Origin of the sequence: Paenibacillus algorifonticola (genome assembly GCF_000971975.1) — a bacterium.
Lineage (GTDB): Bacteria > Bacillota > Bacilli > Paenibacillales > Paenibacillaceae > Pristimantibacillus > Pristimantibacillus algorifonticola.
On record NZ_LAQO01000003.1, the window covers coordinates 137,432 to 150,465 of the forward strand.

12 protein-coding genes and 1 pseudogene are annotated in these 13,034 nt (G+C 43.7%); all 13 read left to right on the plus strand.

Annotated elements, in window-relative coordinates; genetic code table 11:
* The first annotated feature begins 21 nt into the window (after positions 1–21).
* The 13 genes and pseudogenes from WH37_RS12580 to WH37_RS12640 all read left to right on the plus strand — a co-directional run bounded on the left by WH37_RS12580 (position 22) and on the right by WH37_RS12640 (position 13,027).
* Positions 22–867 carry a Sir2 family NAD-dependent protein deacetylase gene (locus WH37_RS12580; protein ID WP_046230937.1) on the plus strand — a complete coding sequence of 282 codons (846 nt, stop codon included), beginning with the start codon at positions 22–24 and terminating at the stop codon, positions 865–867.
* Between the two features lie 25 nt (positions 868–892).
* Positions 893–1,792, plus strand: coding sequence for a protein-ADP-ribose hydrolase (locus tag WH37_RS12585; RefSeq protein ID WP_231594214.1), 900 nt, complete (start codon positions 893–895; stop codon positions 1,790–1,792).
* A 26-nt stretch (positions 1,793–1,818) separates the two neighbouring features.
* Positions 1,819–2,188: pseudogene (locus tag WH37_RS36405) on the plus strand (radical SAM family protein); the annotation flags it as partial.
* Between the two features lie 25 nt (positions 2,189–2,213).
* Complete coding sequence (locus WH37_RS12595; RefSeq protein WP_046230938.1) at positions 2,214–2,633, plus strand: ester cyclase; 420 nt, start codon at positions 2,214–2,216, stop codon at positions 2,631–2,633.
* A gap of 411 nt (positions 2,634–3,044) precedes the next feature.
* Positions 3,045–3,479, plus strand: a complete 435-nt coding sequence (locus WH37_RS12600; protein WP_231594215.1) for an alkyl sulfatase dimerization domain-containing protein — start codon at positions 3,045–3,047, stop codon at positions 3,477–3,479.
* A 517-nt stretch (positions 3,480–3,996) separates the two neighbouring features.
* Complete coding sequence (locus tag WH37_RS12605; RefSeq protein WP_046230939.1) at positions 3,997–4,326, plus strand: ArsR/SmtB family transcription factor; 330 nt, start codon at positions 3,997–3,999, stop codon at positions 4,324–4,326.
* Positions 4,323–4,721 carry an SRPBCC family protein gene (locus tag WH37_RS12610; protein WP_046230940.1) on the plus strand — a complete coding sequence of 133 codons (399 nt, stop codon included), beginning with the start codon at positions 4,323–4,325 and terminating at the stop codon, positions 4,719–4,721. Before WH37_RS12605 ends, WH37_RS12610 begins: the two co-directional genes overlap by 4 nt.
* Before the next feature lie 443 nt (positions 4,722–5,164).
* Positions 5,165–7,420 carry an ATP-binding cassette domain-containing protein gene (locus WH37_RS12615; RefSeq protein ID WP_046230941.1) on the plus strand — a complete coding sequence of 752 codons (2,256 nt, stop codon included), beginning with the start codon at positions 5,165–5,167 and terminating at the stop codon, positions 7,418–7,420.
* A 936-nt stretch (positions 7,421–8,356) separates the two neighbouring features.
* Positions 8,357–9,031: an SDR family NAD(P)-dependent oxidoreductase gene (locus WH37_RS12620; RefSeq protein WP_046230942.1), complete on the plus strand. Its 675-nt coding sequence runs from the start codon at positions 8,357–8,359 to the stop codon at positions 9,029–9,031.
* Between the two features lie 107 nt (positions 9,032–9,138).
* Positions 9,139–10,176 carry an aldo/keto reductase gene (locus WH37_RS12625; RefSeq protein ID WP_046230943.1) on the plus strand — a complete coding sequence of 346 codons (1,038 nt, stop codon included), beginning with the start codon at positions 9,139–9,141 and terminating at the stop codon, positions 10,174–10,176.
* 330 nt (positions 10,177–10,506) lie between these two features.
* The gene (locus WH37_RS12630; protein WP_046230944.1) at positions 10,507–11,085 is read left to right on the plus strand and encodes a TetR/AcrR family transcriptional regulator; all 579 of its coding nucleotides are present in this window, start codon (positions 10,507–10,509) and stop codon (positions 11,083–11,085) included.
* A gap of 98 nt (positions 11,086–11,183) precedes the next feature.
* Positions 11,184–11,969, plus strand: a complete 786-nt coding sequence (locus WH37_RS12635; protein ID WP_046230945.1) for an SDR family NAD(P)-dependent oxidoreductase — start codon at positions 11,184–11,186, stop codon at positions 11,967–11,969.
* Positions 11,970–12,274: 305 nt separating this feature from the next.
* Entirely contained in the window at positions 12,275–13,027 is a 753-nt protein-coding gene (locus tag WH37_RS12640; RefSeq protein ID WP_046230946.1) for an SDR family NAD(P)-dependent oxidoreductase, read from the plus strand.
* Positions 13,028–13,034: the final 7 nt, after the last annotated feature.

A 13,034-nucleotide genomic window follows, 5' to 3' on the forward strand; every position in this document is an offset into this window, starting at 1 on the left:
AGGAACCAAGGGGAGAGCGAAATGATGGACAATTACTGGACACGAATAGACAAAGCAAAAGCGGCGCTGGAGGAAGCTGATAAAATTTTATTGGGCGGAGGGGCAGGTTTATCGGCAGCTGCGGGCATCGCATATAGCGGGAAACCATTTACCGATCATTTTGGACCCTTTATTGATAAGTATGGTTTCACTGACCTTTACACGTCTAGCTTTTATCCGTTTGCAACACAAGAGGAGAAATGGGCGTACTGGTCCAAGCACATCAGCCTAAGCCGCTATGAAGCGGGCCCTACCAAGCTTTATCAGGATATATTTCGGTTAGTTCAAGACAAGTCGTATTTTGTCATCACAACCAACGTCGAGAGCCAGTTTGAAAAGGCAGGGTTTCCACCTGACAACGTATTTGAGATCCAGGGCAATTACAGCTACCTGCAGTGCGCTAAAGGCTGCCATAACAAACTCTATTATAATGAACAATTAGTTAAGGATATGATTGAGAAGACGGTTGATTGTCAAATACCAACTGAGCTCGTGCCTCAATGTCCTGTCTGCGGCGGCAAGATGGATCCTAATTTAAGAATGAACCCATACTTTGTGCAGGATGAAAAGTGGCATGAACGGGATACGTCATACAAAGATTTTTTGTTGAATGCTGAAGGAAAAAAGATCGTCTTTTTGGAGCTGGGTGTCGGGTTTAATACACCTGGCATCATTCGTTATCCATTTGAAAGAATGACTTTTCATAATGAGAAGGCCATTTTAATCCGGCTAAACAAAGACCATCCAGAGGGTATGGAGGAAATTAAAGATAAAACGATTTCATTTACCGAAGATATGCAAGAGATTGTATTAGCAGTTATGAAGTAAAGCGCACGTTGAGGGGAGATATAAAATGATGCAAATAACGTTAATGGAATATGCTTCTCTCGTACATCTGACCGATCGCTATATGCCAGCGCAAAATGATTTCAGTCGTAAAGAGGAAATGGTAAACGACTTATTAGAATCGCTGCTGGAAGAACAAAAGCAGGTAAGAAAAACGGCGATTCCCCATGACTATATGGGAAAACGAAATTTACTAAAAGGACTTCTAAATGTCAGAGAACCGGCACCATTAGCTGTGGACTTTTTAAATAAGCTAGACACTCTCCTACAAACCGAATTAAAAGAAAAAGGGATTATTGATGTGGAACATTTAGATTCCGTTTCAACTTTGCTTCCCCATTGCAGCTTTAGCCAATCTGATAAATTTAGCTTATGGCAAGGTGACATTACACGCCTAGGTGCAGATGCAATCGTGAATGCAGCCAATAAATATATGCTGGGCTGTTTTCAACCCTACCATGCTTGTATTGATAATGCTATTCACACCACGGCAGGCCCGAAGTTAAGGGAAGACTGCAACATAATCATGTCCATTCAAGGCGAGCCAGAAGCTACAGGAGGAGCAAAAATCACAAGAGGTTACAATCTGCCCGCAAGGTTTGTTTTGCACACGGTAGGTCCGATTGTATCCAAAGGAACGGAATTGATAGAACAGCAAAGGGCAGATTTAGCTGCTTGTTATCGATGTTGTTTGGAGCTAGCGAATGAAATAGATGAAATAAGAACGGTCGCTTTTTGCTCGATCTCGACGGGGGTATTTGGGTTTCCTAAGCCCGAAGCGTCCAAGATAGCCGTTCAGACCGTCAATGAGTGGTTGAATACGCATACCCATCATTTTGAAAAAATCATCTTTAATGTCTTCAGCGACGACGATTACACGGAATACCTCCATGTTTTTCAATCCTGAGCTTAAAGAGAGGGATGTAAATTCAAATGGCAATTGTAATTAAAGATATACTTTCCAAGAAAATTCGAAGTGAAGTCAAAGGTTATCTAGATATAGGATTTACCCATTCATTGAATCCGCATAGTGGCTGCGCATTTTCATGCAGGTATTAAACGGCGGATTTTGGAAGCGATGCTCGAAACGCCGCCTGATCTGCTTCAAATCCAGACAAGAAGCCCACTCATTACAAGGGATCTTGATTTGATACTAAAATTAAAGGAGACTTGTGAAGTCCTTGTATCCATGACGATTGAGACAGATCGAGAGGATATCAAGCAAATTTTTTCTCCTTATGCACCTGGGATCAAATTGCGCCTAAAAGCTTTAAGAGAAATACATGAGTCTGGAATAGCTACATAGAAGTTCAGAAAGGAGTTTCACTATGTTATTTGAAACTAACAAAAACCAGATGCGCCGATTTACGGATTTTATTAATACCGCTAGCGAGAAGCTAGCTGAAGAGCTCATCGCACCGGCTGCCATCTTCAATGTCCCAGGACAGGTCGAGCCGATGCGGGGGCCGGCTGGCTATCTCGCAATCATCGGAATGATGCGGGGTGGCTTCCCTGATATCCAATGTACGCTGGAGGAGATGGTTGCCGAAGGGGATAAGGTGGCTGCACGCTTCATCATGCGAGGCACACATCTAGGCACTTTCCACGGTTTCCCGCCAACAACGAAAACCATCCAAGTTCAGGCAATGAATTTCTACCGATTTTCCGGTGGACAAATCATCGAAGAATTTGGCCAACCCGATATGCTTGGGTTGCTTCAACAGATCGGAGCTGTACCGACAGCTTAAAGGGGATGCTGCAGGCCTCGCGCATACAGCAGAAGAAGCTTTACGGATCATTTTGACCCCTTTATTGAAAGGTATCTAAAGCCCTTAACCTGGCCAGATTGGCTAGGTTAAGGGTGACTATTTTGGACTAGACGGTGGCGTTAAGCTAATTGGCAGAATAGCTAGATAAAAATTTCAATTACTCAAAAAAACATAGGTATCTACCTTTTTCCAAATTTATATGCCATCCGTGGCAGCCAATACAGAGATGTCAGTGCGTGGATCGATTCACTTGATTTAATCTTATCTTATTCTGCTGAATATGTTTTACCTGGTCATACGAAACCGTTAATAGGGAGAGATCAGGTACAGGAAGTATTGTCCAATTTTCGCGATGCAATCAAATATGTCCTTACAGAAACCCTAAAGGGCATGAATAAAGGATTAACAATAGATGAATTAGCAAGCATCGTAAAGTTGCCTGATGAACTTGCGAAGCTACCCTATTTAGGTGAATTCTATGGTACTGTAGCATGGACAGTGCGCAGCATTTACAACGGTTATCTTGGATGGTTCGACGGCAATCCAACGAATTTGAATAAATTACCACCGAAAAAACATGCAGAAAAAATGTTGGATTTAATCGGTAGTGAAGAACAGACAATAACAGCAATCAAAAAAGCGTTAGAAAAACAAGAAGCACAATGGGCAGTTGAGCTTTGTGATCTGTTAATCAGTGCGGAAAGAGAATTTAATATTGGGAAACAATTAAAAGCAGAAGGCTTGATGGCATTGTCAAAGCTTGAAACCAGTGCAAATGGGAGGCACTATTATATTGCATACGCTAAAGAACTATTAGAAGATTAAAAATTACCAAGTCATATTACTGCAATTTGCTTGGAAGTCCTTTATTAATAAAGACTCAGGCAACAAATAAAGTCGAATGGCACTAACCAGAATTGATTTATCAATTAAAATGGAGCAGTACATCGCATATCAGAATCACCATTGGCTGAAGAATGAATTTGAGAAGTTTAAGACTGAATAGATGGAATCATCAGAGCAGCAGCGGGAAGGTTTTAGTCCATTGATATCGGAGAAGTAATTATAGTTCGTATCAGATCCGCTTATATAGCGGATCTTTTTACCTAACATGCCCCTTTTAATTTAATAAGCTTCAGTCCTGATACTCAACAAAATTCATGTGGAGTTTAAAAATGCTGTTGACACGACACCAAATGGTGACCTATGATTAAAAAGACACTAAATGGTGTCGAATCAGGAATTCTCGCCTAGTGGGCGTTACTTCCGAAGAGCCTCATACTTTAAGAAGGCTGTGAAATTAACGGATGTCCCTTGGTAATAATATTTAGGAGAGGGTGTTGTGAGTGAGAACAACCAGTTGCGGGATGCGTTTGACGCGATTGCAGATCCAACTAGGCGCCAACTGATTCGTCTGTTAGCAGAGGCAGAGGAAATACCGCTACATGAGTTAACGGCACAATTTCAAATGGGCCGTACAGCGGTATCCAAGCATTTGACAATCCTTAAAGAGGCCGGAATGGTACTTGACCGAAAAGTTGGCAGAGAAACGCGATTTAGGCTAAACGCTTCGCCACTCAGAGAAATTCAAGATTGGGTGGCTTTCTACAGCAAGTTCTGGAGTGCGAATATGTTGCGCTTGAACCAACTATTAGAGGAGGAAGAAGAATGAGTTTAACATTATCCTTGGATTTTCAGTACACGACATCGATCGAGAAGGCTTGGTCCGCCTTAACCGATTCAAAGAAGCTTGCCAAGTGGATCATGGAAAATGATTTTAAGCCCGTCATAGGACACCGTTTTCAGTTTCGCACACAGCCGTCCGAATGGTGGGATGGAATTATTTTCGGAGAAGTGCTTATCGTGGAAGAACCAAACCGCTTGTCCTATACTTGGGCCAGCGGAGGAGAGCAGCACACGGTCACATGGACTCTACAGGATTTAGGGGATGGAAAGGTTAATCTTCATCTCGAACAAACCGGATTCTCAAATGCTCAAGGACTTGAAGGAGCTAGGTATGGCTGGAGTAATTGGTTCGGCGAGTTTGAAAAGGTGTTGGAACAATAACCGCATTCGGTACTAAAACATCTTCTTCCCCCATGCTAAATTAAGGGGGACAATGGGGACGATAGTTGAACCCTGCTGGACCTGAATCAACATAAACCGGCTGCAAGTAGTTTGCAGCCGGTTTGTGTCTACTTCTCACAAGTTCTTGTCGTTTCGGGTCAAGTTCGCACTAAGTGCATATGGTTAAAGTTAGTATGTGATTGCCCTAATTTCTAAGCCTTACATTTAATCGATTGAAGAATGGAGAGCATGAGGGGGTAGCCATCACTAATCATCAAATTGTAATTTACGGATACACCCTAAATGTTCGAGAAAAGCTATCGCATCACCTTCCTGGTTAGAACAATAAAAGATGCAAGTTTGGGCTGCCCGACTTTCTATGCACGATAATTGGTAAAATGTGAATTGGTTTAGAAATTAATACTATCGGAAGGATGTTAAGCATGAGCGAATCTAATCAGGATTATATCGTAATCTCAGGTGCAAGGGAAAACAATCTCAAGAACGTATCCTTGCGCATTCCCAAGCGGAAGATCACGATCTTCACCGGGGTATCTGGATCCGGCAAGTCATCGATCGTCTTTGATACGATCGCTGCAGAATCCACACGATTGCTAAATGAGAACTTCAGCATGTTCGTGCGCAATTTCCTGCCCCGCGTTCCGCAGCCGGATACGGACGCGATCGAGAATCTGAGCATGGCTGTTATTGTGGATCAGAAGCGGCTGGGTGGCGGTTCCCATTCCACAATGGGCACGATTACCGATATCTCTCCCATTCTCCGTCTTCTGTTCTCCCGAGTGGGTCAGCCCTATGTTGGACAAGCGCACATGTTCTCGTTTAACGATCCGCAAGGGATGTGTCCCGAGTGCAACGGGATCGGTCGCAGGCTGGGCGTCGACATGAGCAAAGCGGTGGACAAGTCAAAGTCGTTGAATGAAGGGGCAATCATGCTGCCGGGCTATGCGGTGAACGCCTGGGATTGGAACTTGATCGTGCAGACGGGATTCTTCGATCCCGACAAGAAGCTGAACGATTATTCGGCTGAGGAGCTGGAGCAACTCCTGTACGGCAAGGCGGGGAAAGTGGAGATGCAGTTCGCCGGGAAGACTATGAATATTACAATGGAAGGCATCATTGAGAAGTTCACCAACAAGTACATCAAGCAGGATGTGAAGACGAAGTCCGAGCGTACACAACGAACTGTTGCGCCGTACATAACCGAAGGTCCCTGCTCCAGCTGCCACGGCGCGAGACTCAGTCAGGCCTCGCTCAACTGTAGGATCAATGGAATCAACATTGCGGAGATGTCCTCCATGGAGGTCGGGCAGCTCATCCGCGTCATTCGGGAGATTGATGATGCTGTTGCCGCGCCGGTAGTCAAGTCGCTGACGGAGCGGCTGCAGCATTTGGTGGATATCGGACTTGACTACTTGACGCTGGACCGTGAGACGGATACTTTGTCCGGCGGCGAGTCGCAGCGCGTCAAGATGGTGAAGCACCTGAGCGGCAGTCTGGTGGATGTCACTTACATTTTCGATGAGCCCAGTGTGGGCTTGCACCCCCGTGATGTTCACCGGTTAAATGAATTGCTTCAGAAGCTGCGCGACAAGGGCAATACTGTGATTGTCGTGGAGCATGATCCCGATGTGATCAAGTTGGCGGATCATATCGTCGACGTTGGGCCTCACGCCGGTAGCCGCGGCGGTACCATCGTGTATGAAGGAAGCTTCCAAGGCCTGCTGGAGTCAGGCACACTGACAGGCACCCATATGAAGCGGCCGCTCCAACTGAAGCATGATTGCAGGCAGCCATCCGGCAAGCTGTCCATCAAGGATGCCACACTGCACAACCTGCGTAACGTGAGTGCAGATATTCCAACCGGAGTGCTGACAGTAGTTACGGGTGTCGCCGGATCGGGCAAGAGTACGTTGATAAACGAAATATTCCTCAGCCAGCATTCAGATGCGATCGTCATCGACCAATCGGCGGTAGGAGTGTCAACACGCTCGAATCCCGCGACCTACACAGGCATTATGGATGATGTGCGCAAAGCGTTTGCTTCCGCGAACAAGGTGGGCCCAGGCTTGTTCAGTTTCAACTCCAAGGGGGCTTGCGAGAATTGCCAAGGGCTGGGTGTTGTGTATACTGACCTTGCATTCCTCGACAGCGTGAAGCTGCCATGCGAAGTATGCGGAGGCAGACGATTCAAGGAAGAGGTGCTCGCGTACAAGCTGAACGGCAAGTCAATTGCAGAAGTGCTGGAGATGACTGTAGAGCAGGCATTGGAATTTTTCCAGCTAAAAGAGGTAGTGCGCAAGCTTCAGGCGATGAGTGATGTGGGGCTGAACTATATTACACTCGGTCAGCCGCTCAGCACACTATCGGGCGGGGAATGCCAGCGCATCAAGCTGGCAAGCGAGCTACATAAGAAGGGCAGTATCTACGTGATGGACGAGCCGACAACCGGCCTACATATGTCAGATATCGGTCACCTTCTGGAAATCATGAACCGCCTCGTGGATGCTGGCAATACGGTGATCGTCATCGAGCACAACCTCGATGTGATCAGCCAAGCGGATTGGATCATCGATATGGGACCGGACGGAGGCAGCAAAGGCGGCCAGGTCGTATTCGAGGGCGCACCTCAACAGATCATTCATGCGGAGCAGTCGATCACGGGAAAATACTTGATGTAATGCTTCAAGTCCACTTTTGCAATGTATTGGATTCGTAATTTCTTAGCATGACAAGGAGAACATATTAAAGGTTAAACTTTCGTATGCTTAACCGGGGCTGCCAGCAAAATCGGCAGCCTTTAGCTTAAGTAACTGATGGTTGATGGCTTCACTTCTAACGGCATCTACTGCCAGTCTCTAAATTTGAACGGTTGATAATTTGGTCATAAAGTACCTCAATCGGTTATTAATTTGTTTACTCCAAGATAAAATTTAATTCTAAAAATAAGGCTCAATCTAAAAATTAGCGGTTGATATTTTAATCAGCTAACCGGTGAAGGTTGCACTCAATTAAAATACCCGTTTTGTAACATCGACGATTGCGCGTGAATCGGTGAATTATTGTTTATAAAAGATAATGAAGAGCAAGAAGTTATTATTAACGGAATTGAAATGATCAACTTCGGAAGTGCTATGAAGAACCTACGACAAGACATTGTAGGAATATTAGTAGGTATATCTGACGAAGAAGCATAGGATATAAAAGGAAAATTTTTATTTAAAAGACATGTTTAATAATAAGCTTCCTTTAGATCACAAAGTTAAGCTAAAACATGGTTTCTACAAGTAGGGGGCGATTTGTAATCATCATTGATGAACAAAGCACTATGAAATTCTTTTCTTTACCGAACGTTCTAGATATGTTATACTGATGACGCGAGCAAGGGAAATGCAACGGCAATAAGTAAAGAATTTAAAGAGCATACAGTTGCTTCCCTACATTGATAGCTATCTGAACACTTTTTAGAACGATCATTCTCTAATTTTTAAAGGAGTACAACAAAACAAGGAGGAGCGTGCCAAAGTCTAAATAAATTGATGGAATGCTAGGCTGACTAGATGAAGATGAAAGGAACTTATATTCAATTTAATGTCTAGAAAAGAGGAGATTAGTAGTTGAAAACAATTGCGATAATTGGTGCTGGACCTGGTCTTGGTTTCTCACTGGCTAAGACTTTTGGAAGACGCGATTTCCGTATTGCTATGGTTTCAAGAACACAGGAGAAGTTGGATCAATATGCTGCGGAGCTAAATAGAATGGGGATTGAAGCGCAGGGTTTTGCTGCTGATATTACAAACAAAATGCAGCTTACCAGGGCTTTTCAACAAATCAAGAGTACATTCGGTACCATTGATGTTGTGGAGTTTAGCCCGCATAGTGGAAATGTTCCTGTGACAAATGTTCTTGATACGACTGATGAGAGCGTTCTTCACATTTTTAACAATGTGGTCATCGGAGCCATTAATACTGCAAGACAAATCATTCCAGATATGATTGAGCGAGGTGAAGGGACACTTCTATTTACAAGCGATCTCTCCGCTATGAGTCCAAGCCCCATGTTCGGAAATTCAGGTATCGCCATGTCAGGGTTGCGAAACTATATCCTTAATTTACACGAACGCTTGCTTCCTCTCGGAGTATTTGTTGGACATTTATCCATTAGTCCTTTGATTAAGAAAGGTACAGGCTTTGATCCAGATCAAGTAGCGGAAGCCTGGTATAACCTGTATGAGCAAAGAGAAGCGGCAGAAGAGACTTTTCCTAAGGGTATCATGCAAGTTTTAAATTGAAAAGATAAGCGTGATTAAAGCGCGTGTGGGAGAGGTTAAACTCCAACGCTATTGGTGGCGCAGTAGGCTTAATAAATTATTGCACGTACAGAAAGGAATGAGTGAATATGGAATATCGTGTATTAGGCAGTACAGGTCTTAAAGTAAGCAGTTTTGTATTAGGTACAGGTACATTTGGTTTTTGGGGAAACAACACGAAGAAAGAGTGTGAACCCATTCTGGATGAAGCTCTGGCTGCAGGAGTCAACCTGATCGATACAGCGGATGTCTATTCAAGTGGTCAAGCAGAAGAAATTTTAGGTGAACTACTAAAGGGACGCAGGGAGGATATCCTTCTGGCCACTAAAGGTGGTTTTCCCATGGGCAGTGGACCCAATCAATCTGGAAGTTCAAAATATTGGATTAAACGAGCTGTAGAGGATAGTTTACGAAGACTTCAGACCGATTATATCGATCTGTATCAACTACATCTGCCGGATATTCATACCGATATTGAAGAAACTCTTGATGCGCTCACGGATCTGGTCAGAGAAGGAAAGATCCGCTACATTGGCACATCGAACTTTCAAGCATGGCAAGTAACAGAAGCTCAGTGGACTAGTGAACGTAAAAATGTAGCACGTTTTGTCTCTGAGCAATCCCCGTACTCCATTTTAAACCGAAGTATTGAATTCGATTTGCTTGCTGCAACAGCAAAATACGGGATAGGCGTTTTGGTTTGGAGTCCACTTTCTGGAGGTCTATTAACTGGTAAATATCGATTTGGGGAGACGTACTCCTCCGATTCAAGAGCAGCCACTTTTGCGGGAAACTTAAAATCAGTTGTTGACCCTAATCGGGAAGAAAATCGGTCCAAGTTTGAAGCCATTGCAAAACTTCAGACACTAGCAGACGAAGCAGGGTTAACTTTACCGCATCTTGCCATGGCCTTTACACAATCTCATCCTTCCATAACTTCTTCCATCATTGGGGCTAGAACGATCGAGCAGCTCCGGGAAACTTTAAAGGGCAGTGACGTTCGATTGAGCAATGATGTACTTGATGCGATAGATGCGATTGTTCCACCAGGAGTGACCCTGGATGCGATGGAAAAAGGCTGGACTCCTGATTGGTTACAAGCAGACAAGCGAAGATTCAAAAGGTAAACATAGTAAGATATCAATTTTATGTTTTACTCTCAAGCTGCCAAATTGGTTCACTTGAGTTAATGAGGTACTAGATAAGGGGAACATCCGTTCCAGCTCAAAGTTGCGAATTAATTAATACATGAATTGATGGAACGTGAGCATACTAGTACAGCTTTAGAACTAATACTGGGCCATTTGGCATCAGTGCGATGCTGACTCCTCAACGTTTCGTTCCTACAACTTCAGATCTGATGATGTAATAATGTCAAGGGGTAAAACGTATGTAATATGTTTTTTTATTTACTGATCGTTCTCGATTTGTTAAATTATTAACAGGAGGGAACTGAGATGTCCAGAAATAAGGAGTTTGATGAGATCGAGGTATTGGAAAAGGCGATGCAACTTTTTTGGGAACAGGGCTACGAGAAGACATCCATGTCCGATCTGGTTGAGCGTATGGGAATCCACCGCAGAAGCTTGTACGACACATTTGGCGACAAGCATACGCTTTTTCTGAAGGCGGTGGAGCGTTATGAAAGTAAAGTAAATGCCACTCTTGCAAGAGGAGTTAAAAGCTCCAAGACTGCAACGGAAGCACTCCAATTTGTTGTTAGCATCCTGATCTGTGGGGAAGAGGACTCGCCTTCCGGCTGCTTAATGGTAAATTCGGCGGTCGAATTGGCAGCGCGCGATGCCGATGTTAATAAAAAGTCTATTGAGGTGTTTTCAACAGCAGAGCAACTGCTCAAGGAAATCATTTTTTGGGGGCAGCGAGACGGTGAATTCAGCTCTGATTACGATGCTGAGGAATTGTCAGAATATCTGCATAATGTAGGGGTTGGGTTAAGAAGTATGGCAAGAACCTCGATTCCCAAAGAGAAACTTCACCGTATAGCCAACATATCAATGAAGCTTTTAGAAAAATGATTAGATTATTATTTTTTTAACATTACTAGAACGAAAATTCCTGTATCTTCTGTAAAACGGTTTAACGTTTAAACTAAAAATAGAGGTGAGCTTGCAAGATGAGAAAAACTGTCCTTATCACGGGAGTATCGGGCGGAATTGGTAAAGAGTTGGCGGATCGTTTCGCCAAGGATGGATATAATTTAGTACTGGTGGCGCGTAGTGAGAGGAAGCTTTTGGAGCTTGCGGAGGAATATCGGAAGAAACATGGCACCCAAGCGACGGTCATCGCCAAGGATGTCGCGTCACCCGGCGTACCGGAGGAAATTTTCGCGGAACTCAAGAAGAAGGGGATCGTCGTTGACTATCTTGTCAATAATGCCGGCTTCGGTTTGTACGGGACATTTTTGGAGACGAACTTGGAACAAGAGACGAATATGATTGATGTTAATATAAAGGCTCTGACGATTATGACGAAGCTGTTCTTGCCAGATATGGTCAAACGGGGCAAGGGGGGCGTGATGAATGTGGCTTCATTGGTGGCTTTTTTTCCCGGACCTATGATGTCGATTTACTACGCGACGAAGGCATTTGTGCTGTCGTTCACCGAGGCTCTTGAAAACGAGCTGAGCGGCACGGGTGTAACTGTGACGGCGCTATGTCCGGGACTTACGTCAACCGGCTTCGTTGATCGTTCGGGTATGGGTGAGTCGAAATTGTTCCAGAGCGGCGCTATCATGGAGGCCGGTCAAGTGGCTGAGGAAGGTTATCGAGGCTTCATACGCGGCGATACCATCATCATGCCAGGGGCTCGAAACCGATTAATGGCGTTCATTCCGCGGTTGCTGCCGCGCAAATGGGTGACTCGTATGGTTAGATCCACACAAAACAGAACGGGACACTGACCTGATTTTCTATAAACAACCAAAGCAATGCTAAATCTTCTGCTGACGGCTTATTGGTCACCAAAAAGTTAAGATTGAATATGAAAAATAATTGTGCTTTATCGGAGAAAAGATGTAGTTTGTCCTAAAAAACATGAACAAGTTTAACAGATAGAGACGAGTGCCTTTTAATAAAAAATACTTTACTGATCGTTCTAAAAATGATATGCTTAGTCCAAGTTAGATCTAACTGTTCTTTTATCACTAAAATAGAATGATCATTCTTCAATTATCAAAATAATGTTTCTTAAAAGGGAGAGAATCGTATGAAGTACACAGTTATTACAGGAGCAAGTTCAGGAATAGGTTATGAGACAGCATTGGCGTTTGCAGCTAAGGGCAAAAACCTGATTATTGTAGCTAGAAGATTTGACAAATTAGAAGAACTTAAATCAAAAATTAAGGAAATAAATTCTAATTTAGACGTTGTTATTCTTACAAGCGACCTGTCGGTTACTGATCAGGCCTATACCCTGTATAACGATTTAAAGGAATATCAAATCGAGACATGGATTAATAATGCAGGGCTTGGAGAAGGCTCCTTTGTTGCTGAACAGAAGCTTGAAAAAGTGGAGTCTATGCTGCGTGTTAACATCGAATCCTTGACCATTCTTTCTACACTATATGTGAGAGACTATGCTGATGTAGAAGGCACTCAGTTAATTAACGTATCTTCAGCACTTGGATATGTTATCGCTGTAGGCAGTGTTGCTTATTCTGCATCGAAATATTATGTTAGTGCCTTCACTGAAGGACTTGCCAAAGAACTGGAACTGAAAGGTGCAAAGTTAAAGGCGAAAGTTTTAGCACCAGCCATCACGGAAACTGAATTTGTGAAAAAATCAATTGATGTCGAAGATTATGATTACAAAGCCAACATGCCCAAGTATCATACTGCCAAGCAAATGGCGGGCTTCATGGTGGATCTTTTTGATAGCAACGAAGTGGTAGGAATTGTAGATCAGAACTATGATTTCAATCTGAGAGGTCAAATCTATCCGGTAATTTCAGAATTTTAAATCCAGT

Bases quoted from the DNA above. Each gene is read 5' to 3' on its own strand.
- WH37_RS12580 (WP_046230937.1), top strand. From the start codon at position 22: ATGATGGACAATTACTGGACACGAATAGACAAAGCAAAAGCGGCGCTG.
- WH37_RS12585 (WP_231594214.1), top strand. From the start codon at position 893: ATGATGCAAATAACGTTAATGGAATATGCTTCTCTCGTACATCTGACC.
- WH37_RS12595 (WP_046230938.1), top strand. From the start codon at position 2,214: ATGTTATTTGAAACTAACAAAAACCAGATGCGCCGATTTACGGATTTT.
- WH37_RS12600 (WP_231594215.1), top strand. From the start codon at position 3,045: ATGAATAAAGGATTAACAATAGATGAATTAGCAAGCATCGTAAAGTTG.
- WH37_RS12610 (WP_046230940.1), top strand. From the start codon at position 4,323: ATGAGTTTAACATTATCCTTGGATTTTCAGTACACGACATCGATCGAG.
- WH37_RS12615 (WP_046230941.1), top strand. From the start codon at position 5,165: ATGAGCGAATCTAATCAGGATTATATCGTAATCTCAGGTGCAAGGGAA.
- WH37_RS12625 (WP_046230943.1), top strand. From the start codon at position 9,139: ATGGAATATCGTGTATTAGGCAGTACAGGTCTTAAAGTAAGCAGTTTT.
- WH37_RS12630 (WP_046230944.1), top strand. From the start codon at position 10,507: ATGTCCAGAAATAAGGAGTTTGATGAGATCGAGGTATTGGAAAAGGCG.
- WH37_RS12635 (WP_046230945.1), top strand. From the start codon at position 11,184: ATGAGAAAAACTGTCCTTATCACGGGAGTATCGGGCGGAATTGGTAAA.
- WH37_RS12640 (WP_046230946.1), top strand. From the start codon at position 12,275: ATGAAGTACACAGTTATTACAGGAGCAAGTTCAGGAATAGGTTATGAG.